This is a genomic window from Gardnerella sp. KA00771 (assembly GCF_049244045.1).
GTDB lineage: Bacteria > Actinomycetota > Actinomycetes > Actinomycetales > Bifidobacteriaceae > Bifidobacterium > Bifidobacterium swidsinskii.
The window spans coordinates 1349203-1374247 of record NZ_CP058368.1 but is presented as its reverse complement, the minus strand read 5'-3'; the positions used below and the strand labels follow the sequence as shown (position 1 = coordinate 1374247).

Annotated in this window: 21 protein-coding genes and 1 tRNA gene; 19 read left to right on the top strand and 3 right to left on the bottom strand. The window is 43.8% G+C overall.

The features are described 5' to 3' along the window. Positions 1 to 41: 41 nt before the first annotated feature. The 18 genes from rplU to HXT57_RS05480 all read left to right on the top strand — a co-directional run bounded on the left by rplU (position 42) and on the right by HXT57_RS05480 (position 19117). Complete coding sequence (gene rplU / locus HXT57_RS05565) at positions 42 to 350, top strand: 50S ribosomal protein L21 (RefSeq protein ID WP_004111933.1); 309 nt, start codon at positions 42 to 44, stop codon at positions 348 to 350. A gap of 33 nt (positions 351 to 383) precedes the next feature. Next, positions 384 to 635 carry a 50S ribosomal protein L27 gene (rpmA, locus tag HXT57_RS05560; protein ID WP_004106248.1) on the top strand — a complete coding sequence of 84 codons (252 nt, stop codon included), beginning with the start codon at positions 384 to 386 and terminating at the stop codon, positions 633 to 635. A 135-nt stretch (positions 636 to 770) separates the two neighbouring features. Continuing rightward, the gene (gene obgE / locus HXT57_RS05555) at positions 771 to 2453 is read left to right on the top strand and encodes a GTPase ObgE (RefSeq protein WP_421783510.1); all 1683 of its coding nucleotides are present in this window, start codon (positions 771 to 773) and stop codon (positions 2451 to 2453) included. A 25-nt stretch (positions 2454 to 2478) separates the two neighbouring features. Continuing rightward, complete coding sequence (gene proB / locus HXT57_RS05550) at positions 2479 to 3624, top strand: glutamate 5-kinase (protein WP_421783508.1); 1146 nt, start codon at positions 2479 to 2481, stop codon at positions 3622 to 3624. 102 nt (positions 3625 to 3726) lie between these two features. Next, positions 3727 to 4965: a pyridoxal phosphate-dependent aminotransferase gene (locus HXT57_RS05545; protein ID WP_076003075.1), complete on the top strand. Its 1239-nt coding sequence runs from the start codon at positions 3727 to 3729 to the stop codon at positions 4963 to 4965. 158 nt (positions 4966 to 5123) lie between these two features. Continuing rightward, positions 5124 to 5199 (top strand) — tRNA-Trp (locus HXT57_RS05540). Between the two features lie 36 nt (positions 5200 to 5235). Then, positions 5236 to 5463: a preprotein translocase subunit SecE gene (secE, locus tag HXT57_RS05535; RefSeq protein WP_004106254.1), complete on the top strand. Its 228-nt coding sequence runs from the start codon at positions 5236 to 5238 to the stop codon at positions 5461 to 5463. Positions 5464 to 5504: 41 nt separating this feature from the next. Next, complete coding sequence (nusG, locus tag HXT57_RS05530) at positions 5505 to 6401, top strand: transcription termination/antitermination protein NusG (protein WP_410311055.1); 897 nt, start codon at positions 5505 to 5507, stop codon at positions 6399 to 6401. Between the two features lie 332 nt (positions 6402 to 6733). Then, entirely contained in the window at positions 6734 to 9019 is a 2286-nt protein-coding gene (locus tag HXT57_RS05525) for a hypothetical protein (RefSeq protein ID WP_116431527.1), read from the top strand. Between the two features lie 245 nt (positions 9020 to 9264). Then, complete coding sequence (locus tag HXT57_RS05520; RefSeq protein WP_116431528.1) at positions 9265 to 11106, top strand: SpaH/EbpB family LPXTG-anchored major pilin; 1842 nt, start codon at positions 9265 to 9267, stop codon at positions 11104 to 11106. Between the two features lie 152 nt (positions 11107 to 11258). Continuing rightward, entirely contained in the window at positions 11259 to 12278 is a 1020-nt protein-coding gene (locus tag HXT57_RS05515) for a class C sortase (RefSeq protein WP_102703256.1), read from the top strand. Positions 12279 to 12464: 186 nt separating this feature from the next. Next, the gene (locus HXT57_RS05510; RefSeq protein ID WP_033888488.1) at positions 12465 to 13832 is read left to right on the top strand and encodes an ATP-binding protein; all 1368 of its coding nucleotides are present in this window, start codon (positions 12465 to 12467) and stop codon (positions 13830 to 13832) included. Positions 13833 to 14178: 346 nt separating this feature from the next. Continuing rightward, positions 14179 to 15108 (top strand): ORF6N domain-containing protein, encoded by a 930-nt coding sequence (locus tag HXT57_RS05505; RefSeq protein WP_410309319.1) that lies wholly within the window; start codon positions 14179 to 14181, stop codon positions 15106 to 15108. Between the two features lie 266 nt (positions 15109 to 15374). Next, positions 15375 to 15836 (top strand): Panacea domain-containing protein, encoded by a 462-nt coding sequence (locus tag HXT57_RS05500; RefSeq protein WP_012914475.1) that lies wholly within the window; start codon positions 15375 to 15377, stop codon positions 15834 to 15836. A 182-nt stretch (positions 15837 to 16018) separates the two neighbouring features. After that, positions 16019 to 16309: a hypothetical protein gene (locus HXT57_RS05495; RefSeq protein WP_081378949.1), complete on the top strand. Its 291-nt coding sequence runs from the start codon at positions 16019 to 16021 to the stop codon at positions 16307 to 16309. Between the two features lie 239 nt (positions 16310 to 16548). Continuing rightward, a complete protein-coding gene (gene rplK / locus HXT57_RS05490; RefSeq protein ID WP_004118588.1) occupies positions 16549 to 16980 on the top strand; it encodes a 50S ribosomal protein L11 in 432 nt (143 codons plus the stop codon). A gap of 14 nt (positions 16981 to 16994) precedes the next feature. Continuing rightward, a complete protein-coding gene (rplA, locus tag HXT57_RS05485) occupies positions 16995 to 17690 on the top strand; it encodes a 50S ribosomal protein L1 (RefSeq protein ID WP_004106273.1) in 696 nt (231 codons plus the stop codon). A gap of 860 nt (positions 17691 to 18550) precedes the next feature. Next, positions 18551 to 19117 carry a peptidase gene (locus tag HXT57_RS05480; RefSeq protein ID WP_415693488.1) on the top strand — a complete coding sequence of 189 codons (567 nt, stop codon included), beginning with the start codon at positions 18551 to 18553 and terminating at the stop codon, positions 19115 to 19117. 485 nt (positions 19118 to 19602) lie between these two features. On the opposite strand, the gene HXT57_RS05475 is transcribed toward HXT57_RS05480, so the two are convergent. Next, on the bottom strand, positions 19603 to 20964 hold the full coding sequence (locus tag HXT57_RS05475; RefSeq protein WP_119522622.1) for a PucR family transcriptional regulator: 1362 nt from the start codon (positions 20962 to 20964) through the stop codon (positions 19603 to 19605). A 15-nt stretch (positions 20965 to 20979) separates the two neighbouring features. Next, the gene (locus HXT57_RS05470; RefSeq protein ID WP_116994975.1) at positions 20980 to 23010 is read right to left on the bottom strand and encodes a DUF6020 family protein; all 2031 of its coding nucleotides are present in this window, start codon (positions 23008 to 23010) and stop codon (positions 20980 to 20982) included. A gap of 102 nt (positions 23011 to 23112) precedes the next feature. Between HXT57_RS05470 and HXT57_RS05465 the strand changes: the two genes are divergently transcribed. Further along, positions 23113 to 24015 (top strand): biotin--[acetyl-CoA-carboxylase] ligase, encoded by a 903-nt coding sequence (locus tag HXT57_RS05465; RefSeq protein ID WP_116431538.1) that lies wholly within the window; start codon positions 23113 to 23115, stop codon positions 24013 to 24015. Positions 24016 to 24235: 220 nt separating this feature from the next. Here the strand turns inward: HXT57_RS05465 and HXT57_RS05460 are convergent, their stop codons facing one another. Continuing rightward, a complete protein-coding gene (locus tag HXT57_RS05460) occupies positions 24236 to 24886 on the bottom strand; it encodes a biotin transporter BioY (protein WP_410309316.1) in 651 nt (216 codons plus the stop codon). Positions 24887 to 25045: the final 159 nt, after the last annotated feature.

The following is a 25045-nucleotide window of genomic DNA, read 5'->3' as shown; positions in this document are numbered from 1 at the left end:
CAAGGCAAAAGTAAGCTTTCAATTGAGCTAAGGAACGAATTATGTACGCGATTGTGAAGGCCGGTGGCCATCAAGAGAAGGTCGAGGTTGGCGACGCCATTCTCGTGAACCGTCTCGATGCAAAGAAGGGCGATACCGTGGAATTCCCGGTCGCGCTCGTTGTTGACGGTGCTAAGGTAACCTTGAGTGCCAAGGATCTTGCTAAGATCACGGTGAAGGCAGAAGTCTTGAACGACGAAGCCAAAGGTCCAAAGATTAGCATTATGAAGTATAAGAACAAGACTGGTGTGGCTCGTCGCAAGGGTCATCGTCAGAAGTTGACTCTCGTCAAGATCACGGCCATCGCCTGATTGACGGTGTTATAAACCTGAAAGGACAGTGAGATGGCACATAAGAAGGGTGCGTCTAGCTCGCGCAACGGTCGCGACTCACAAGCGCAATATCTTGGTGTTAAGAAGTTTGGCGGTGAAGCTGTAGTGGCTGGCAACATTATCGTTCGTCAGCGCGGCACTAAGTTCCACGCAGGTCAGAACGTTGCTTTGGGCAAGGATCACACGCTGTACGCTTTGGTGGACGGCAATGTGAAGTTCGGTATTCGTCGCGACCGCAAGGTTGTTGACGTTGTTACCGCCTGAATCTTAGCTAAGCCTAAACAGATTCGACAATAAGTCGACAATAAAACGTTTAAGCCGCACCCCCGTTCGGTGCGGCTTTTTTGTTCTCGCATGTTCCCGAGAATTTAAGTGTTTATCTTCGAGTAAGGTAGCAGTATGAGTGATTTTGTAGACCGAATAACAGTGCATGTAAAAGGCGGAGATGGTGGAAACGGATCTGCCGGAGTTCGTCGCGAAAAGTACAAGCCATTAGCAGGTCCAAATGGCGGTAATGGCGGTGACGGTGGTTCCGTTATTTTTGTAGCTGATCGTAACGCAAACAGCTTACTTGACTACCGCTTCATGCCTCACCGTACTGCAGAAAACGGTACGATGGGCTTAGGTGACACTAAAGACGGTTCAAAAGGTGCAGACTTAGTGCTTCCGGTGCCTGTTGGAACTGTTGTTTTTACAGCACGCGGTGCCGCAGGCTCTCAAAAGCGACCTGGCGAAGTTTTGGCGGATTTGCAACATGTTGGAGACAAATTCGTTGTGGCGCAGGGGGGTGCCGGCGGTCTTGGCAACGCAGCACTCGCAAACAAAACTCGTCGTGCCCCAGGATTCGCGCTTTTAGGCGAGCCTGGCGAAGAACGCGATGTAATTTTGGAACTCAAGTCTATCGCAGACGTAGCTTTAGTTGGATTCCCTTCTGCAGGAAAATCAAGCTTAGTTGCTTCAATTAGTGCAGCTAAGCCGAAAATTGCTGACTATCCGTTTACTACTTTGGTGCCAAACCTAGGTGTTGTAAGCTTCGGCAACTATCGCTACACAATTGCAGACGTTCCAGGCTTAATTCCAGGAGCTTCCGAAGGAAAAGGCTTAGGTCTTGAGTTTTTGCGTCATATTGAGCGCACAGAAATTATTGCGCATGTAATCGATTGCGCAACGCTGGAGCCAAATCGCGATCCAATTAGCGATTACCACGCTCTTGAGCATGAGCTTGCGCAATACGCTGATAAGCTTGAGCTTCCGTTGGGTGCAATCCCAATTCCAGAGCGTCCGCGCATTATTGTGCTAAATAAAGTCGATGTGCCTGAAGCTAAAGAATTGGCTGATTTTGTACGCGGTGAATTTGAAAAAATGGGATTGACTGTATTTGAGATTTCTACCGCGTCTCACGAAGGCTTGAAAGAGCTCGGTTTTGCGCTTGGACGATTGGTTGAAAAGATGCGCGAGAAGCTCGCTGCCGAGGAAGCAGCGCGTGAAGAAGAGCGTGTTGTCATTCAGCCTCTTGAGCAGCAGACTTCAGCTTTGCGTCGTCGCCGCGATGATGGACGTGGAAATAGTGCAGACTTTGAAATTAAGCGCGAGGAAGACAGGAATGGTGATTTTTGGTTCACTGTTACTGGCGCAAAACCTGAGCGCTGGGTTATACAAACGAATTTCGACAACGACGAAGCCGTTGGTTATTTGGCGGATCGCTTGGCAAAGCTTGGCGTTGAGGATGAATTGCGCAAGAAGGGCGCGCGTCCAGGAGACGAAATTCGTATTGGCACTAGGAATCATATGGTTTGCTTCGACTGGGATCCAAGTATCGCTGCCGGTGCAGAAGGATTGGACGGCGCTAACTTGGGTGCGCGTGGCAAGGATTTGCGAATCGAAGCGAACGATCCTCGCGGAGCAAGGCGCACGAATGCTGAGCGTAGACGAGATTATCACAGCATGATGGATGCAAAGAGCGCAGTTCGAGACGCGATGATGGCTGAGCGAAAGTCGGGTCACTGGGCGGATCCTTCTGTGGATGACGATCGCCATGATGAAAATAGTTTGTTTGGTCGTGGAGAAGAGCAGAAAAACTAGAAAAATCAAGGTCAAGGGGAATCTTATGAATAATCCAGAAATTGAGCTTACCGAAGATGGGGTTCGGTGTTCAATTCGTGAGGCGCGCACAATCGTTGTAAAAGTTGGCTCAAGCTCACTTACGAGCGCGTCTGGGCAGCTGGATGTGCAAAAGTTGCGCGCTCTTGTGACTGCAATAAGTCACGCGCAAATGCAAGGTGCTCGCATTGTGCTTGTGTCTTCTGGTGCAATTGCAGCTGGATTTGGTTTGCTCGGCTTTAATGAGCGTCCTAAAGATGTGCCAACTCAGCAGGCAACGGCTTCAGTTGGCCAAGGATTGCTTATGGCTCAATACGAAGCAGCATTTTCGCAATTTGGTTTCAGAGTCGGACAAATGCTTCTTACGGCGGACGTTACTATTTCGCCGTCGCGCTACCGAAATGCGCAACGCACAATGCTACGTTTGCTTGAGCTTGGCGTAATCCCAATAGTAAACGAAAATGATGCACTTTCTAGCAACGAAATTCGATTCGGTGACAACGACCGTCTTGCAGCTCTTGTAGCAAATATTGTGCGAGCGGAAGCTCTTGTGTTGCTTACGGATGTGGATTCTCTTTATACTGCACCGCCTAGTGAACCGGGTGCTAAACGTGTGAGTTTTGTGCCAGATGTGACGCGCGCGATTGAAGAAGTGAAAGTTGGCGCAAGTGTTTCGGGCGTAGGTACCGGTGGTATGGTGACGAAGATGGAAGCTGCGCATGTTGCTGCAGTTTCGGGAATTCCAACTGTGCTAACTTGCGCTGGAAATGCCGGTCCGGCACTGGCTGGAGATACTGTTGGTACTGTGTTTGCGCCGGTGCATACGCGCGATTCTTCAAGGCGACTTTGGATTGGTTTTGCTTCGCATCCGCACGGAGTTTTGGTTGTTGATAATGGTGCTGCGAAGGCGGTTCGCGGAGGTCGCGCGAGCTTGCTTGCGGCTGGTATTGTTGGCGTGCGCGGCGAGTTTTCGGCGACGGATCCTGTGTGGATTGACGATGAGCAGGGTAACCATTTGGCTAAGGGTTTGGTTGCTTTTGACGCGGAGGAAATTCCGGAGATTATGGGGCGTACGAGCGATGAGCTTGAAGAATCACTCGGCCGTCAGTATGCGCATCCGGTGGTTCATCGCGATAATCTCGTGCTTGTGTAATTGCTAGCGGCTTGTGTTTTGTCGATTTCATCGGTTGGTTTGGTGTTTTCGACAGTTTCGCTTGTTTCGCCCGTTTCGCGGCTTAAGGTTACACTGTAAATCATGGCAGAGAATATTGCAGAAACTTCATCCTCAGAAAATTGGCGCGTATTAAGCGAGCGTATTAACCGAGTCGCTCCGAGCGCAACTTTGGCAGTAGACGGCAAGGCAAAAGCTATGAAAGCTGACGGAATTGACGTCGTAAGCTTTGGTGCAGGAGAGCCAGATTTTCCTACTCCTTCTTACATTGTTGATGCTGCAACACAAGCGTGTAAAGATCCGCGCAACTATCGTTATACTGCTACTGCAGGTTTATCTGAGCTTAGAGAAGCAATTGCTCGTAAAGTGCAGCGAGATTCCGGATACGAAGTTTCCTCAAATCAAGTCGTAGTTACAAACGGCGGAAAGCAAGCTGTGTACGAAGCTTGCCAAATTCTTTTAAATGATGGCGACGAAGTTATTATTCCAGCTCCGTATTGGACGAGTTATCCGGAAGCAGTAAAGCTTGCAGGCGGCGTGCCTGTGCCGGTTTTGGCAGGTGCAGATCGCGGTTTTGAGCCAGATGTTGAGACAATTGAGTCCGCTCGCACTTCACGCACGCGCGCAATTATCGTAACTTCGCCTTCGAATCCTACAGGTGCTATTTGGAGCGCGCAAACTATTCGCGCAATCGGCGAGTGGGCTGTAAAACACCATATTTGGGTTATTTCTGATGAGATTTACGAGCACTTGCATTACGACGGCATTTCGACTTCGTATATTGGCGTCGAGGTGCCGGAAATTCGCGAGCAGCTGCTGATTTTGAATGGTGTTGCTAAAACTTACGCAATGCCTGGCTGGCGTGTTGGCTGGATGGTGGCGCCGGAAGATGTTGCTAAAGCTGCAATTAAGCTTCAAAGCCATATGACTTCTAATGTTTCTAATATTTCACAGCGCGCAGCAATTGCTGCAGTCGGCGGTTCGCTGGATGTGGTCGCCACTATGCGTGAGGCTTTTGATGCTAGACGCAAAGCAATTGTGGAAGCGTTGAACAATATTGACGGCGTTACTTGCCCTCTTCCTCACGGCGCTTTTTATGCGTTTGCTAACATTGAGGCGTTGCTTGAGCGTCCGCTTGGCGAGAAGCGCGAACTGCCGCATACTTCTTCTCGATTTGCTGAAATGTTGCTTGACGAAGCGCATGTTGCTGCGGTTCCGGGAGAAGCTTTTGGTGCTCCTGGCTATTTGCGATTCTCTTGCGCTCTTGCTGACGACCAGCTTGCTGAGGGCATGCGTCGCATGAAGAAGTGGGTTGAAGCTTAAGCAAGTATGTATTGCAAAATAAGAACTTGCTTGCCGTTGCACAATGCGACACTCGCTTTTTGTGCGACGATATAACGAAATCATGCCCATGAGATAGTATGTCTATCTGGCGGTTTGCTATTTCGTTCCTTTTGGGGTATGATGAGCGAGTTCACCTTAGGGATGTGGCGCAATTGGTAGCGCAACGGTCTCCAAAACCGTAGGTTGTGGGTTCGAGTCCCGCCGTCCCTGCCAGTTTTTTGTTCAAGTTTTTACACGAAGGATTCAAGCATGGCGCAGGCACGCAGTACTAAGAAAGCAGTAAAGCATAACTTGTTCGTGCGTATTGGCATGTTCGTTAAGCAAACTATTGACGAGACGCGCAAGGTTATTGCACCTCATGGCAAAGAGTTGTTTGCTTGGTCGTCTGCAGTTTTCATATTTGTTGTATTTTTGATGGCTTTCGTCACCTGCATGGACTTCGGTTTGGGTAAGTCCGTAATGTGGCTGTTCGGCTGAGTTGAAATTGGCTGAGTTGAAATTTTGAAGGTGTATGCAAGATGACTGATGAATTCAATTTCGAAGAAGCAAGTGAAGCTGATGAGGCTTTTGCTTCTCATGATGCTGACGAAGCAAACGAATCAGCTGTGAATAATGAAGTTGCTGCTTCTAGCGAGTCCGTTGAAGCTGATGTGGATGAGGAATCTGCTGATGTTGCAGCTGATGTAGCTGATGGCGCTGCTGCTGACAGTGTTGCTGATGTTTCTAACGAAACTGACGAAACTAGCGATGCTGATGAAACTACTGATGCTGACGATGCGAACGAAGCCGACCCAACTGATGCCGGCGCAATCGCTGTAGCAGAATTTTCTAAGAAACTTCGCACTTTGGAAGGCAAGTGGTACGTTCTTCACACGTATTCTGGTTACGAAAAGCGCGTAAAAACTAACGTTGAATCCCGCGTGCAGAACTTTGGTTTGGAAGATAAGATTTTCCAGATTGAAGTTCCTATGGAAGAAGTCGAGAAGCATACGGAAAAGGGTAAGAAGGTTATTACCCGCGTGCGTGTGCCAGGATATGTGTTGATTCGCATGTGGCCGGATGAGAACGCTCGCCGCATTGTGCGCGAGACTGAAGGCGTGACTGGTTTCGTTGGTCCTTCTAGAGAGCCTGCACCATTGAGCCGCAAGGAAGTTGTATCAATGATGGCTCCGATGATTGCTTCTGAAGCTTTGAAGAATGCTGGCGATAAGCCGGCTGCAGCACGTAAGCGTAAGGTTGAGGTTGCTTACAAGGTTGGCGATCAGGTAACAGTTACTGATGGTCCATTCTCAACGATGGCAGCTGTGGTTTCGGACGTGGAGCCTACAACTCAGAAGCTTACGGTGTTGGTTTCCATCTTTGGACGTGAAACTCCTGTGGAGCTTGGATTCAACCAAGTGGAGCCGATTGTTTGAGATGAAAGACTGATCCAAAAGCTTGAGTGAAAAGCTTTAAGTTTTTGTAACTTTTACAAACCGGGGTGTGTTAATTCGCGCCCCGGTTTTTATTATTTACTGCAACACGCCGTAAAATGGGGAAATAATCCTAAATTTTCTTGCAATTACAGTGCTTTTATCAATGTAAATAATAAATATTTCCAAATATTTCGTTTGGCTTGCAAATAGGCGTGGGGGGGGGGTATAGTGCTGAGTGTTTAAGCAGAGTAATTGAGTTGTTTTTTTTTTAAGTGTCATCGTAATGATGACATCATGATTCGTAAGCTTTGCAGATTAGAAGGTAGGTGTATATGTTTAATTCGCATATATTTAGCCGTTTCCTTCGACTAGTGCGCTCAATTCGTCGTTCGTTATTTGCTTTTTTCGTGGCGATTGCAATGTTGCTTGCTACATTTGTGATTGCTCCAACTTATGCGTTGAGTGCTGGTGAGAATACTACTGTTACTGAGAAGGTTGAAGGTGCTAAGTCTGGTTCTGCTAAAAATGATGATGAGAATAAGCAGCAGACTAAGCAGAGTGAATCTATTAATACTGAGCCTAATAAGAAAAATACTGATACTTCAAGTACTTTAAATAAAGATAATAAGGAATCGCAGTCTGTTAAGCGGCAGAAGTCTGATAGTAACAATGGTGTTGATAAGGCTAAGTTAGCTGAGACTGCTGTAAAGAAAAGCGTTAAAAAGAAAGACATTGATTCTGCGGAAGCTGTTAAAGGCACTGACAGAGGCGCGAATGAAAAGCCTGAACTTCCGGAAGCGTGCAAGAATAATAGAAGGTATAATACTCCTGAAAAATGCTACAGCATTACTTATGGTAATAAAACAATAAACATTAAAAGTAAGAATGGCGAGCCTTATAATAGGGTTCCTCAGATTCTTACTCCAACAATAAAAGTTGCAGGTAAAGTGCAGCAAACATTACCTGCTGGCGTGTGGCTTGGGTTGGAAAAATATAGTGGAAATAATGATTCCGTAAAGTATGCTTTTTTCAAGGGTGAGAATGATAGCTACACTGCTAAATCTACGAAAAATAGCGATGGTTCTATACGTTTTTTTGCGAGCAAATGGTTAGTAGCTAATACATATAGGTTTTATGTTGTAATACATTATCCAGGTGGTTCTAAATCCAGCACTAGGATTAAAGCGATACTTGCTAAGGATGATTTGCCTAAGGCTCAGCCCGATGATTTATCGCTGAGCTTATACGATTTTGGGAGTGCGCAGGATGGTGTTGCGGTAAGTGGTAATAAAATTATTATAAAACCAAAGTCTAAGGGTTCAACTCCTAGCGTAGGTACTGTTGTCAGTGATGATAATAAAGACGTTTACGATCCTATTAATAAGCTTTTTATTGAATCGAAATCGACAGATAAGCCTGGTTCTATCTATCACCGTATGATTTGCCATGAAAATGGTAGCGATAATTATACGTCAGACCGTGTTAATGATTTGAGTTTAGTTACGCAGACTCAGTTCAAGCATATGGAAAATCAGAATCGACCTGATAAAAATGCAGAGAATTCTGCTGTGTATGAGAATGATGATTATACTGAGCGCTCTCAAAGCTGGATTAGTGGCACGCCTAAAGAGGCTGGCACTTTTGAGTGCAAAGTGTTTGCTATTAAGGATGTTGACTTAAAACAAGACTTATCAACTCATAAAAAGCCACAATCGTCTAAATTGGCAGAAGAGTTTGGCAAAAGAGTCAAAACTAATACAGATATGAAGTTATTGTTCGATAATCCAGAACGAAACATTGTTGAAGATAAGTGGGACAATAAAACATCTATTGCGAAGGGCGTTGACTGGGATTATAAGACTGTAATAATCCAGTTTGGAGATAAGCCAAAGCCAAAAATTGGTGATAATGATCTTACGCTGAAAGTGTATCCGTTTAAAAACGGCACGGATCCGTTGCCAGCGGCGTTGACTAGCACCAATAACAATATTTCTGCGATGCTCGGTATGGAGCTTAAGCCGTTTGTTGATGCTACTTCTGCGGCGGATAGCACGAAGAAGATTACGTTGCGCGTGCTGTGCTCGAAGGGCGAGAAGAAGAATAAGTCTCTTGAATACAATACTTGGAGCAGAAATCTTGACGAGCTTGGGTTGAGTGTGCCTGGGGATAAGGATCAAACTAGATGCAATAAAGCAGGAAAAGGCGATAACGAATGTACTGCGATAAAGATTGCGTCTCAAGCTTCTATGGAAGTGAGCATAAAGCCGACTAAGGTTGGCGATTACAGTTGTGTTGTATACGCGCTGAAGCCTGAAGCTCTAAATAAGTTTGATACTTTAACAGGTACCTTAACTCCTGATTCAATAAAATCTGCGCTAACTTCTGCAACTCCTACTGCTTTTAAAGAAAAGAAGGAGTTTGCTGCTTTTACGTTCAATATTCACTTGGCGAGTAATTTTACTTTGCCGAATACGGGCGGTCAGAGTTGGAATTTGCAGTTTGGTATTCTTGCTGCTCTGTTGGTAAATCTGCTGGCGGCTGGCTTCGTGGTAAGTCAAAGTGAGTGCGCTCGCAAATTAATTTTTGGAAGGCGGCGAGGCTTATGCAATCACGTATGAAGCAGTTGTATATGCATTTACTCGCCGTGCTTCGCATAAGGCGACTACGTACGCATTTGCGCATCAAGCCTTCCTGTTTCGCGCATTGTTTTATTGCGTATTGTTTTATTGCGCAGTCTTTCGGGATTCGGGAGCGTGATAACACAAGGTAAATGCCAAAAATTTTAAAACTCTACTCGTCAAGAGCATTATCAATGCAAACTAATTCTCTACTTGCCGTAAAACGGCATACGAAAGGAGTGAACATGAAAAAGTTCACTAATAAATTCGTGGCGGCGGTTGCGTCGCTTGCGATGGCTGGCACGCTGTGCGTCGCTGGCGCTGTAACTGTGGCTGGAGTTGCGTGGGCTAATAAGCCTGGTGTTTCACAACCTTCTGTTAATAAGGGTTCTAAGGCTCCATGGGAGAGTAAAGCTCCGACAACCGGTAGTTTAACTATTGTTAAGTGCAGGAAAAAGGATGTCTCTACAACTACTACTACCGTTGCTTCGTCTAGTACTGCTAATGCGTCCGCATCTAATGAGACAGGCAAAACGCAAGATACATCTTGCCCTGCTGGTTTTGAATCTCTTAAAGATGTTAGTTTCACTGTAACTAAAGTTGCATCCATTAAGGAAGGAACTAATGATGTTACTTTGAATCTTGCTCAGTATGATTCTTGGCAGAAGATTGCTGGTATTGTTTCTAAGTTAAATGCTCATCCGGAAGAAGCTGGAGTTGTAACTCTTGGAACTGGAACTGATGTGCACAATATGACTGCTACAGACAAGGATGGTAAGTCTACACTTAATAATCTTTCTGTTGGTTTGTATAAGATTGTTGAGAAGGTTCCTGATGGTTATGGTGCTTACGATTTCAGTAGTTTCTACATGACTTTGCCTTTGATTGAACAGAAGACTGATAATGGCAAGACCACAACTGTGTATGAGTATAATCCTGTAGTTAAGCCAAAGAATATTGATCTTTCTTCTGCAATTAAGAAGAATGTTGATAAATCTCACATTTTTGCTGGTGTAAAAGATAAAATTTACTACACAATTACCGCAAAGGTGAACAAGACTAAGATTGACAAGGATTTGACTGAGAAGAATCTCAAGGATTACGCTGTGTTCGATGATGCTCCAACCTCAGCGTTTACAGAACCTAATAATCAGGGACTTGATGCTGCTGTGCAGTCTGTAAAGTTCGGTACAGGTAGTGATTCTACCTTTACTAAGGGTGAGAACAACGACTACACCGTTACTGCAATGGCTAATTCTGATAATGCTGAGATTACTACAGCTGGAGATACTAAAGGTCTTGCTGCTGGTCACACTCGCATTCTTGTGAAGTTCACTGAAGCAGGTTTGAAGAAAATTGCTTCTAAGTTGAATAACGTTGCTGCTGGATCTGAGGCTCCTCAAGTTGAGGTTGAGCTTGCGTTTGACATAAGTAAAGCCTTCAAGGATTCTACTACAGATAAGACTATTACTAATAAGTCTGGCTTCTTCCCAGCTCATGATGAGGGTACTACTGCACCGAATCCTATAATTCCTAATGTTGATGGCAGTAAGCCTACAGTCAAGTTTGGTTATTTGCAGGTTGATAAGTACAATTCTGAAGATGAGAGTAAAAAGCTTTCTGGTGCTGAATTCAAGATATTTACCGACAAAGGTAAAGCAGATTTGTGCACCAAGTCTCTTAAGGAAAATACAGCAGTAGATGCGAAAGATAGTCCTTGCAAGGCCGCTTCTGCATTTGATGAAACTACTGTTGAAGGCGGTAAATTCTCTAATCCTTACAAGGCTGAAGCTGGTTCAACGCTGTACGTTGTTGAGGTTAAGGCTCCTGAAGGATTTGCTTTGTCTCCTGTGGTTAAGGAAATAACTGTTAAGGATACAACTACCAACGATAATCCTGATACTTTGAAATTCCCTAACATTCCATTGCATGGTGAAAAAGGCGGTAACAAGTTCTGGTTCAATCTTCCTGCAACTGGTGCTGCTGGCGTGATTCTGTTTGCGCTTGCTGGCATGGGCTTGATTGCAGCAAGCGTGTTCCTCTACATGCGCAATCGCAAAGAAGAGGAACAGCAGCAGAACGCTTGATCCGCTTTCTAAAGCTGGTCTTGTAGTCTAATAGCAAAGTGTGAGTCTAGGGTTTACTGAACTAAATCCTAGACTCACTTGCTCTAAAAACGTGTGTTTTCACGCGTAATTTGAAACAAAATTTACGTGTATAAACGTTACAAGGAAGAAGCATGAAATTAAACGACGCTGTTGTTAAAGTATATGCTTTCTTCAAGCAACTCAAAGCAAAACCCGTCGCTTCTGCAACCGAAACAACACCAGCCTCCACAGCAACGCAAACCGCAGCCTCCGCAACTGCAACAAAACCCGCTAAAAAACCCAAATCCAAACTCCGCCGTATTTTAGAGCCAATCGTTCTCGCGCTTGCAGCGATTCTGTGCTTCACGTACCCGATTGCGTCAACGTTGTGGAATAACAAGGTGTCGAAGGAGATTTCTGTAGCTTATGATCGGCTGAGTCGTAAGCAGACTGCGAGCGCTAGAGAGAAGATTTTGAACGCGGCTCGTCGTTATAATGCGCGCCACAAGTCGATTATTACGGCTGATCCGTACGATGGCACGACGGATTATATGAAGACGCCGGAGTATAAGGAGTATGCGAAGCAGCTGGATGAGCCGATGGGGATTATGGGTATTGTGAAAATCCCGAAGATTGGCGTTAAGCTGCCGATTTACCACGGTAGTTCGCAGGAGGTTTTGGCGTATGGCGCTGGACACTTGTATGGCACAGATTTGCCGGTTGGGGGTAAAACGCGTCACGCTGTTGTGACGGCGCATACGGGTTTGCCAAATGCGACCATGTTTGATGATTTAGTGGAGTTGAAGAAGGGTGATTTCTTCTACTTTGACGTGCAGGGGGAGACGCTGCGTTACAGGGTATTCCGCATTAGCGTGGTCGATCCGCATGATATTAGGTTGCTTCAACGCGAGAATGGGCGTGATCTGGCGACGCTGCTTACGTGTACGCCGTATGGTGTTAATACGCAGAGATTGCTGGTGACAGGCTATCGCGTGCTGCCGGATCCTGTTTCCGCGCCGGGCGATAAGTTGCAGTGGCCGCTTTGGATGACGATGTTTGTGCTCGCGCTTATTGGTTGCGCTGTGATTCTTACGACGATGATTATTGCCGCGGTTCGCAAGCGCCACCGCCGTGCTGCTTCACTTGCTCATGCCAAACATATAACTGCTTAGAATTGCTGTAATGCAGCGTGTCGCGAAGATTTAGAGAAATAACACCTTGATTTTCGTGAAAATTCGGCATATATTTACCCCTGATTTCGTGAAAATTTAGCATAAATTGACATTGATTTTCGTGAAATATATACTATAAAACAATAGTATTTTCAACGGTTTTGTGGTAATTAAGAGTGGTGTTATATGTTAAGGCGAAAATTTTATCAAAAAATGCTCGATTGGAAGAATGCTGATCGCGGTTCAACAGCGCTTTTAGTAACAGGTGCTCGAAGAGTTGGGAAAAGTACTATAGTTGAAGAGTTTGCAAGAAACGAATACAAGTCTTATATTCTTATTGATTTTTCGCAAGCATCAAAAGATGCGCTTCGGCTATTTGAAGATTATCGTTCAGATTTAAGCACTTTCTTTACATACATATCTGCACTATATGGTGTGAAACTTTATAACCGTGAATCGGTAATGGTTTTTGACGAAGTGCAATTTTTCCCACAGGCTAGAGAATTTGTAAAACAACTAGTTGCAGATGGCAGATACGACTATATAGAGACTGGCTCGTTATTGTCTATTAAACACAATGTTGAAACAATATTGATTCCATCTGAAGAACAAGAAGAACGCATGTATCCTCTTGATTTTGAAGAATTTTTGTGGGCTTTTGGAGAAGAAAATCTATCGAAAGTTATTAAAGATTCATTTGATGAGTTAAATCCTTTGCCAGATGTTTTACATAAAAAAGCGATGCGACTTTTTAGAGAATATATGCTAGTTGGTGGCATGCCGCAGTCTGTAAATGAATATGTTGATTCGAGAGATTTTGCTCGAGTAGATAGGGTTAAGCGTCGTATTCTTTCGCTCTATAGGCAGGATGCTGCAAAGTTTGCAAAAGGTTATGAAATGAAAGTTATGTCTGTGTTTGATGGAATACCAGCACAGCTTTCCAGACATGAAAAAAGATATAGGATTACTTCCTTAGGTAAGAATGCTCGTATGCGTGACTATAAGGATGCGTTTTTTTGGCTTTCGGATGCGAGTATTACAAATAATTGCTACAAATCTACAGATCCAAATGTGGGATTGAATCTTAATGCAGATGATGCGTTAGTAAAATGTTATATGGCTGATACCGGTTTGTTGACTTCTATGATACTTTCAGATAGTAGTATTGCGTCTAATGATCTGTATAAAGAAATTTTATTTGGAAAAATCTCAATTAATGAAGGAATGCTAGTTGAAAACGTTGTTGCGCAACAGCTAATAGCATCTGGACATCGCCTATTCTTCTATTCAAATAGAGACAAAGAAAATTCGGAAAATACTATGGAAATAGATTTTTTGATTTCTAAAGCTTTTCAGGATTCTGCTGGCAAAATGCGTATATCTCCTATTGAAGTTAAATCTGGGAATGTGTTTAAAACAGTTTCTCTTGATAAATTTAAGAACAAGTTTTCAAAAAGAATTGGAACTAGTTATGTATTTGCTCCTAAACAGCTTAGCGTTAGAAAAGATTTGAATCTCGTAATATTACCACTTTATATGTGTGGATTGGTGTAGCGTTCCGACCTGCCTTCGCGCTGCTATGTAGTGCACTTATTCCTCACGGCTTAGCCGTTTGGCTGATTTGGCATGACATGCCGTAAATCAGGTACAAGCGCACTACATAAATGTGCTGTGCGTTTGTATTAAAACCGATTTTTTTGTTGCTTTTTATTTGTGGAATCTTATAGAATTATATTTATGCGCTGATGCATGCTAGTTTTGCTAGTTGTTAGATGTTTTATGGCTTGTGATTGATTTTTGGGAATAACCCTGATTGCTTGCGATTCATGGGTTTTGTGTTAGAAATGTAGTTTTTGTTGTACAGCGCTAGGTTTTACGCACATTTTTTAGGAGTGATCTTATGGTAGAGGGGAATAAAAATCTAATTATCGCTGACTCTAAAAACGCGTCTGTTGGAATGATAATAGACGCTGAAACAATAAAAGAGAAAATCTACAACATTCGTAATCAAAAAGTCATGCTTGATTTTGAGCTTGCTGAAATATATGGGTATACTACGGCAAGATTCAACGAGCAGGTAAAAAATAACATAGAAAAGTTTGATGATGACTTTATGTTTCAGCTAACTGCTGATGAGTTCAAAAACTTGATGTCGAAAAATTCTACATCAAGTTGGGGTGGTCGCAGAAAGCTTCCATATGCTTTTACGGAGCAAGGTATTTATATGCTCATGACTGTGTTAAGAGGCGAACTTGCCATAATTCAGTCGAAAGCGCTTATTAGAACCTTTAAGCAAATGAAGGATTATATTGTTGAAAATAAGGATTTTATTGGCGCGAAGGAATTAGCTAAGCTTGCGATTCAAACGAATCAGAATACTAATGATATAGCGGAAATAAAATCTCAAATGGCAACGAAGGAAGATTTTAATAAGGTAATGGATAATTTTATTAATCCAGATTCGTATAAACATTTTCTTCTTATGGACGGCAATAAAATAGAAGCGGATCTTGCGTATTGCAAAATATATAAATCAGCTAAGAAAAGCATTTACGTTGTTGATAATTATATTGGTCTTAAAACATTGGAACTATTACGGTTTGCTGGTGAAGGGGTTGAAATCGTAGTTTTTAGTGATAACGCTAGGAGCAAGAATATGCTTACGGAAAGCATGTTGGGTGATTTTGTAAGCGATTGTCCTGGTGTTGATTTGAAGTTTAAGACTGCTGGCAGAAAGTATCACGATAGGTATGTGGTTATAGATTATGGAACGGATGATGAGGCTGTTTACGTTTGTGCGCGACGACCTACCTTTGCGCTTAAAGCGTAGCGCGCAAAGGTAATTCGGAGCGCTGAGCTTGCTCAAAGTTGAAAGCACGGTGTGCTTTCAATGCAAGCGAAGACGTGAGCGCGCTGTAACGTGCGAGCGACAGGATCTGCCTTTGCGCTTGTATCATGCGATGTTTGATGAGTTGTTAAAGAATCCTGAGTTAGAGTTTTAACATTTTATAATGTTCTAGTGTTTTGCGCTCAACTTGGAAGTAGACTTCCAACTTTTGCTGTTGCGCAAATGTAGTTGCGCAAAGGGAGGTGCGTATGACAACAATCTTTAACGTGGCATCGTACATCCTTGATATTGCTGGAACTATTACTACTATGAAGCTTCAGAAGTTAGCTTACTATTCGCAAGCGTATTCTTTGGCTACTACTGGATATCCATTATTTAACGAGGATTTTCAGGCATGGAGAAATGGTCCTGTTTGCCCAGAATTATTCGCATTGCATCGCGGTAAGTTTTTGATTCGTAAAGGGGAGTTTGTGCTTCCTAGCACTGATAAGTTGAATGATGATTCTTTAACAGATGGTCAAAAGCTTCTTGTGGAAAAAGTGTGCAAAAAGTTTGCTGAGTGTTCTGGTAGTGATTTGAGTGCTATGACACATCGTGAGGATCCATGGAAGAATGCTTATGATGCTACTAATAGTTCGGCAATATGCGTTCAAAAAATTACTAAGGATTCTTTGAAAGAGTACTATTCAGTTCATAATTTGCTTAAGTAAATGTGATATTCTCTTGTTCTCTTATTTGCTCTGAGTTAGTTATAGCGTTGCTCGAGATTTGTGGAGTTTGTATTAAGAGCATAGAAGTAAAGCATGATATGGTAGCTTGAAAACAACGCAATACTTATAATTCATGCAAATCGTCTTACAAAGGGATTTTTACAAGAGATAAGGGATGCGAGATGACTAGGGATACGTATACTGCGGAAAACGGATTCGTTATTACGGACGATATTGTTGATAAGTGGGCTGAGGAAGCAGAAGATAATTTTTCTGGTACCACTATTACACAGTTTGCCGGAAGAGCTTGGGAAGATGAAACTCAGCCGTTGAAACCGCGTACTGTTAGGTTAAGTGATACCGTTTGGCATTTAATCGAAGCCGATGCGAAGCGTAGAAAGATGACTGTAAGTGCGTGGACTAGAAACGCTATACTTAACGAATTATCTAGTGAGATAGTTACGCAAAAATAGCTATGTAAAAATAGCCGCAGCTTTCGTAATGATGCGTGTCGCGAAGATGTGGCATAATAGGAAGGCTTGTGACTGGAGGAGGAATCCGCTAGCACAGCACAGCAATACAAGATGCGGGAGGAAGCTGCAAAACAGCTTTATAGCAACGTTTCGTAAGTGCTTTACTTCTGTAAGAAGCGACTATATCAGCGTTTGCAACAACCGTTTGAACCGCTTGTACAAGAAAGAAGAACCATATTATGGCTCCGAAAAAGAAAGTCTCCGCGCTTATTAAGCTCGAGATTCAGGCTGGTAAGGCAAATCCAGCCCCACCACTGGGTCCAGCATTAGGCTCCCACGGCGTGAACATCATGGACTTCTGCAAGGCGTATAACGACCAAACGAAGGACAAGATGGGCCAGATCGTCCCAGTTGAGATCACCGTTTACGAAGATCGTTCCTTCACCTTCATTTTGAAGACCCCACCAGCCGCTGCTTTGTTGCTTAAGGCTGCTGGCATTCAGAAGGGCACCGAGAATCCATTGACTCACAAGGTTGGTTCTGTGACCAAGGCTCAGGTGCGCGAGATCGCCGAAATTAAGATGCCTGACCTCTCCGCACGTGACGTCGAGGCCGGTATGAAGATCATCGCGGGCACCGCTCGCTCGATGGGTATTACCGTTACCGACTGAAAGGGAGTGTAGAAATGGCTAAGCGTTCTAAGAAGTATCGTGAAGCGGCTGAGAAGATCGACCGCAATAACCTGTACACCCCAGCTGAAGCTATCGCTTTGTTGCAGAGCATGCCAAAGCACGCTTTCGACGAGTCCGTTGAGGCTGTTATGCGCCTTAACGTGGATCCTCGCAAGGCTGATCAGTTGGTTCGTGGCGTAGTTAACTTGCCAAACGGCACCGGTAAAACCGCTAAGGTTTTGGTGTTCGCTCGTGGCCCAAAGGCTACTGAGGCCCAGGAAGCTGGCGCCGACATTGTTGGTGATGACGAGCTTATCGAAAAGGTTGCCGGTGGCTTCCTTGACTTCGATGCAGTCGTTGCAACCCCAGACATGATGGGTAAGGTTGGTCGCTTGGGTCGTGTTCTCGGTCCTCGTAGCTTGATGCCAAACCCAAAGACTGGCACCGTGACTATGGATGTAGCCAAGGCTGTTGCTGATATTAAGGGCGGTAAGATTGAGTTCCGCGTGGATCGCCAGGGCAACCTGTCCTTCCTCTTCGGCAAGCTCTCCTTCGATGCTAAGGCTCTTGAAGAGAACTTCAAGGCTGTCGCAGACGAAATCCGCCGCTTGAAGCCAAGCACCATCAAGGGTCGTTACATTACTAAGGTAACTGTGACTTCTACGATGGCTCCTGGTGTTCCAGTGGATATTGCAAGCATCGCTGCCTGATTTATTGCCTGCGTAGCTTATGCGAAAGCATGGCTGGTAAGTAGTAAATTAAGTTTAGAACTTATAAACGCTGAAAATGTGCTCTTTTGAGTCATGTTTTCAGCGTTTTTTGTTACTTGCGTTACTGCATTTCTGCGTTAATAACGAATAATTGATGTTTTGCGTTACTGGCGCAGTACGCTATCTGCATTAATAACGAATAGGTGATGGGAGAGGTTACGCCTCTAGAGAGTTCGCGGCGCATGTAGGCGCGCGGCGTGTCGTCCAGGAATGGCGGTTTTGCAACGTTTTGTGGCGCGATGGCCTGCTTGAGTGTAGCATTGCGCGCACGAAAGCAACTCGGAGCGCCGAGCTTGCTCAAAGTTGAAAGTCCAGTGGACTTTCAACGCAAGCGAGGACTGCCTGAGTCAGTAAAGACGAAGGCAGGGTAGATTTGTGTGGTATTGCATTGGGAATTCGATCGCGCTTACGCAAATGTAGTTTCGGCGTGTCGCGCAAGAGTGGCTATATTGCAACGGTTTTGCGGCTGGTCTGGGGAGTATTCAGGAGTTTTCTGAAAGTTTTCTGAGAAAAATCTTTAAAAACCTTGAAATTGATATTTTTACGAAAAGTAACGCATAATACTGTATTTTTTATTCTTAAAAATAGTTTGACTGAAATATTTCCGTAAAAATATAAATGTTTTCTGTTAATGAGTTGTGCGTCTGCTCTTGACTTTTTCGAACGGGGGGGGGGGTATGTTAATAACAGCTTTCAGCTAGATGCTCTATCTGAAAGTTATCCACAAGAGATTGATTTTGTGGGTTTATGTTTTTCACCATGTGTTTTAAGCGTGGTGGAGAAGAAGAAAGGAAAATATTATGTTGAATAAGAAGGCTATCGCCGCATTCGCTGCTGGCGCAACTTTGCTTTCCGGTCTCGCTTTCGCGGCTCCAGCTTTCGCTGAGGGTGCCGGTGATCAGACTACTCCAAAGACTGATCAGACTACTCCAAAGAATGATCAGACTACTCCAAAGAATGATCAGACTGCTAACGATGATGATAATTGGCAATATGAGACTGAGGACCCTGGTGCTCTTGCTGATCGTTTGAATGCTGAGAAGGCTGCTAAGGTTGCGGCTGACGAGAAAGATAAGTATGAGCATACTCCATTTGGCAATATGGACACGGATTACAAGAAGTGTGTGAAGCTTTACGGTGAAGATGCTCTCGAGTGCAAAGCTGTCGCTGACTACCTCAAGCGTCATGGTCAGAAGGTTGATGACAAGGCTAACGACAAGAAGTCTGATAAGAAGTCTGAAGCTAAGAAGTCTTCCGAGAAGAAGGCTGCTCCATTGGCTAAGACCGGTGCTGCTGTAGCTTTGGCTGCTGTTGCTGCTTCTGTGCTTGCTGGCATGGGTGTTGCTCTTCGCAAGATCCGTCACTAAGCTTTTAGCACATTAAGTGTGTTGATTGTTTAATGATTTGTGAGCGCACTGTATGTGAGTATGGTGCGCTCACTTGTTAAATCTTTCACTCAACGTGCTGCGAATGCTGTTTAGTGTTTTGTGGCGGGTTTGCTTTCGGGCTTTTGCATGATTCTACTGTTTTGCCAAATCTCTTTCTTCACGGTAGTGTTGTGCGCTGGTTTTCGGGGGCGTGACTGTTGAGTGTTTGGCTGGCTTGTTTGTTAGGGAAACGAGTCGGTTTTGTTAAAGGGCTTGGGTTTGGTGCTACTAGGGGCATCAGGCTCCAAGCCCTTTCTTCGTATGTGTCTGCTTGCTGACTGTACTATTGCTAGATGTTGTTGTTGCGATGCGACCAAAACGACTCAGCGGTGAGTAGTTTAGGTCGCCTACGCAAGAAAATCCGGTCTAAACATCACGCGCGCGAGTAGTTTAGGCCGCGCGTCTTTATTGTCGTGCACTTCGTTTTAGTGCGAATCACGAATTCTACCAATTGTTATAGCTGTTTGCAGCACATAAGCGGCGCGCGGATCCGTAGCATCCCATCCTGTAGTTTGCGCAACTTTACGTAAACGGTAACGAACAGTATTTGGATGCACATTAAGTTCGTGTGCTGTTTGGTCAAGAGCTCCACCAAAGCGCAAGAACATGTCAATAGTTTCCAGAGTTGGATCGTCATGATTGTAAGGAGCCAAACTTTGATACACCTTGTTGTAAAGAGTATCAAAAGCTGTGGCATCGCCAATAAGCGCTCGTTCTGGAAGCAAATCATCTGTGTGAATGATTTGCGGCAAATGCTTTACTGCTGGAGCAACAGCAATCGCGGCAAGAGTAGCAGTAAGAGCGGAAGAAATCTGCTCAACGCCTTCAACCATGCTGCTAACACAAATCGTCTTATGAGAATTCTCAAAAACTTTGCACAGCTTCTCTAAAGCCTGATCGCTAGGATTTTCGCGCACAGCAAGCAAAATAATATGAGAAGGCGCTGCAAAAGTAGAAGAATTTTTCGTAGATGCCGATATCAGTGCTTGCGTTTTTTGCCAAGCTCCCGTAATGCGCTGCAAAGCACTACTTTGTGTGCGCTCAACTATTGCATCATACGCATTGCAACTACCAAGCTGTGGCCAAATATTTCGGCGCAAAGTGTCAGTGTTATCAGGTGGAATATCTGGTGCTGGCTTGCGATTTGGTCCGTCATCTGGCTTAATTGCAGTGCCGAAAGTTCCTGCAATAACAATAACTTTTGGCGAATCTGACCATTGAAGTAAATGCATGAAAGCGTCAATACGAGCGTCTGCAATACCATTCATTAAACACGTGGCAATAATCGAGTGTAATTGCAAGCGCATCGCCGCGTCAAAAACTTGGCCATCACGATTGTCGAAAATTCTAAGCGGTTCCGAGCTAGTTGATTTTTGCGCGCTGGGCAATGGAGTAAAACTCGGTGAATTATTACCTTTAGTATTTTCAGAAGATTGACTTGAATGACTCGAACGACTTTGATTTGATGAAAGACGATGCCACAAGTGGTGTTTGTGCTTTTCTTCGTTTTCTTGCTCTGCTTTAGATTGCTTTGCTGTAGAAGATCTTTCTTGATCATTTGATACAGCGTTTACTTGCGTTTTGTTTAACTGTTGGTTCTCAAGAGAATTGGCAATATTAGAATCCTCCGCGTGCTTTTCTGCTGCCTGTACGCTTGCTAGTATCGAAAGAAAATCGCTACTAAGTAAGCTGTTTCCTGCAAGTTTATCTTCATAATTTTCTTCGGACATAACAGAAGAAGCAGCGCTGCTATCTTGCGCAAACTGAGGTGTATTCTTCTCGTCCATCTTATGCCTTTAATCCTAACCTTCTCTACTATTATAGCGCGATTGAGTAAAAGTATCTCGCCAAAAAGTAAGTGCTACAAAGCAGAAAACAAAAGCTAACGGTAGCATGTGTCGCTCAAAATTATTAGCTGGAGCAAGAATCATAACTCCAACTAGCAAGGCAAGTGGAATGTGCCATAACAATGTGCGCCAACGGCGAAGAATAATTTCTGCAACTCCAATAAGTAGTGTAAAAATAACGAAAGTATTTCCGTGAATTGGCCAACTTAAAACAGGAATATCACTAAACGTGCTAATGTCTTCTGCAAATTTAGTTCGCCACTTAGGATTCCAATATTTAATCCAATCAGATTTGTGTATGCTGTCAGTGTCTATGTAATATTCTGGCCCAACATACGGGCGGTCAAAAATATCAAAGTATCCGTAAGTCTTCGCAAGAAAAGCGTCAGTTGCAACGAGTGGACTATGCGTAATCATTTGCCACCAAGCGAAATCTAATTTACGAATATTATCTTTAGTAACGTATCGCCAACGATAACTCACTTTTTTAGACTGCAATCCGGAAGATTTCACAGGATCTGCGTCATAAGGTTTGTATGCTTCTGCAGTTTGATCCAGATTAAAAATTGGTGCAATAATGCGCTTTGCGCTACGCGGTATGCTATGCGGATCGAGCTTAGCTATACGTGCAATTTGTTGTAACTGAATGCCGCGACTCTCAATAGGATCGCCGCTAATAATAGCACCGCTCGAAATAAGCATAATTAACGAGCCGTGAATCACAACGATTGGAAGCAAAATTCCGCAAACCCACAAACGCCAGCGTTTGCGCTCAAAAATAATCAAAAGCACGAATTGAACAACCAGAATATACCAAGCGTATTTTGCAGCAATAAGCATTACGCACACTGAAACAATTAATTCCAAAACAGTGTGAAGTCTAGGCTTTTGCGCATTTGGCTTTGTGCTAGGTGTATTTTTAGTGTCCTTCGCATGATAGCAATTAGTTAACTCGTAATTTATACCAAACCACCAAACAAAAGCGAATGCAAAAAGCGGAGATTTTGTAAGCGCAATAGTTGAGCACAACACAAGCGGATTAAGTAAAAACATAAGCAGAATAACGAATCTTGCAAAAGTTGTTGTGCTGCAATTTGTTGAGCTAGATTCTGCATCAAGCCAAGGTTTGTTTAAGAAGCGGTGTGCTGTTGCAGAAACGCACCATGCTGCAAATACAAATTGTGCAAAGGCAAGAACTACAATTCCAGCGTCGTTTGAGTCGGTAAAGTATCTGGAGACTGCTGTTGTTGCGCCATAAATAACAGTTAGAACAATGTTGTGCTGATTTGTTAAATAAGTTGGATAAGTTGGCCACAAGTAGTGCGCAGTTGGGTAAATATCCATTGGGACAAAGCTAAAGAAGCCGATATAAGGCTGATCTAAGCCTGTAATTTTATTCCAAGTCCAACTGTACTCGCGAATTTGCGAGCATATATCTGCACCGTATGCGGCAAGTAACGTAACTGGAACCCAAATCCAGCCCACGAAAAAAGTAAGAAGTAGGTTTCTTCTGTTGCGAGTGGAGTGGTTAATGAACCATTTAGCGCAATTAAAAAATAGTTTTGCAGATTTTAAAAGAAAATGCGAAATATTGCGGAAAATAGTGTGTTTAGTAGTAAAAATTTGTAATTTTGAATGTTTTTTATTTTCACTATTTTTTCTTAACGCAATTGACTTTATTAATTTCGTAAAACGTTGATATTTAGGCAAAAACTTTTTATTTTTACCATAGTAAATAAGCGCAGTCAGTATTAATGCGTATATTATGAAGGCAGCAACGAAAATAAAAGCATTAACCAACGAAAAATCAGCGATTGATCCTAAATGAACTTTAATATCTTGACTGCGGAAAATTGGTCCCAAGCTAGTGCAAAAAGCAAGTACAAAGCATAACAAAGCAGCAAGAGTGTAATCTAAAAAACGTGCTACAACAGCACGCAATTTGCGCGGCTTCTTGTACTGCGTTTTGCGACGTATGCGCTCCATGTGTTAACACCTGCTTAATTGATGCTCAGCTACTTTGTTTGCTATTGCGCGCAAAACATGCAATGACGCGCGCAAAAATATAATCTGATGTAAATTATACATATGACTATTTTTTCTTCGCAAAGTGTGGCATTGATGCCGCAGACATCAGAAGTAGCAGATTTGGTAAAATATTTCGCAATTACAGATTCTACGCAAAATATTGCGCGAGAAATGATACAAAAAGGCGAAATAATCGCGCGAGATGACGGAAAGCCAACAATAGTTGCGATTGTGGCATACGAGCAAACAGCAGGAAGAGGACGATTAGGGCGTGCGTGGGTAAGTCGGCCGGGAGAAAGCTTTTTAGTTTCATTCGTAACGTTGCTGCCGAAGTCAATTGTTATGGACGCAAGTCACAATGGCTGGCTGCCTATTATTGCAGGGCTTGCAGCTCGTGACGCACTTCTAGAAACGTTTAAAGAGTGCGGAAGTTCGCCGATACACGGTGATGCTTGCGCGATAAAACTTAAATGGCCTAACGACGTGTTTTTGCACGATTGTAAAGAAGGCGGAATCTTAACAGAAATTGTAGCCGATCCAAGCAAAGACAATGTTGTTGGAGTAATTTTTGGAATCGGATTGAATTTGTGCGTGCCGCAAGAAGTGCTGCCAATTAAGATGGCAACTTCGTTGCAAATGCATATGACTGATTTGCCGGAATCTAAAGAATTGCGTGATACGATTGCTGCAAAAATAGTTACTGGATTGAGGACGAGATTGTGCGATTTTATGCGTGATTATCCAAGTAACGCTGCCGATTTGCTTAAAGAGGTAAATGGTGTGTGTTGGACTCTTGGACGCGAAGTTAACGTGCATCCAATTGACGGAAGCGTGGTGACAGGAACTGCTGTGCGGCTTGGAGAAGATGCGTCGCTTACAATTCGTGAGGCATCTGGCGAGGAAATTGTGGTAAAAAGTGGCGATGTGCACGCAGTTGCGTATGAAGCGCGACGACATGCTTGAGCGCAGCACAGCGCGCGAAAGCAACTCGGAGCGCCGAGCTTGTACGGAAAGTCCAGTGGACTTTCCGTGCAAGCTCAACAGCGAGCGCTTAAAGCGCAAGCGTCAGCTGTTTGCTAGTTATCTCAGTCAAAGAGCAAGTGCGCGGCAATCTTATACAAAACGGCATTTCCTTTACAGTCGTGTAAAGGAAATGCCGTTTTTCTGCAATATAACGTTTCTGTTATGCACGCTTTTTGTTAAGTGCGTTGTACAAGCCGGAGCAAGCCGCGCTCGCAACAAAAGCCTTAATCAAATCGCCAATCATGAAGATAATCAAGGTTGCGGCGGCAGTTGAAAGTGGCATGCCAGTTAGGTAGCTTTGACCGAAAATACCGAATGCGTAAATCACGATCGTGCCGATTATAGAAGCTACAGAGTAAGTGCAGAAGCGTGCGAAAGTCTTCTTGAAGGAGTTTTCTTGCATCATTGCGTCAAGAGCTACGTCAAATACGCGCTTCAAAGCTGCAGTTGCAGCAACACCAAATATGAAACCGGCTAAGAATCCTGCAGTAGGGCCAACAAAAACAGCCCAGCCGCCCTTAAAGCCAGCAAACACAGGCAAACCTGCTGCGCCAACAGCAAGGTACATAACTACAGAAGCTACGCCTTCGCGCCAGCTCAACGTTAAACCAATAATGCACAAAACAAGAGTTTGCAACGTAATAGGCACAGGAGTAATAGGAAGATAAATTGCGCCTGCCATGGTAGAAAGAGCCAAAAGCACAGTGAGAAGCGCTGGCTTTGCAAGCCATGCTGCAGCTACTTTCAACTTATTTGCAACGTTTGAATTTGCTGATGCTGTTGCTGCATTATTTTGATCTATGTTGGTCATGAAAACCTTCTTTTGGTTATTTCCGGTTTGCCGTTTGCAGCTAATAGGTTGTCAATTAAACGGTTTTGCCGGTTGTTTTCCGTTTCGCTAATCACATTACGTGTTATAAAAATCATGTGCATTGGAGAAGTGTACAAAATTTTGCTCTAGCTTTTGTGT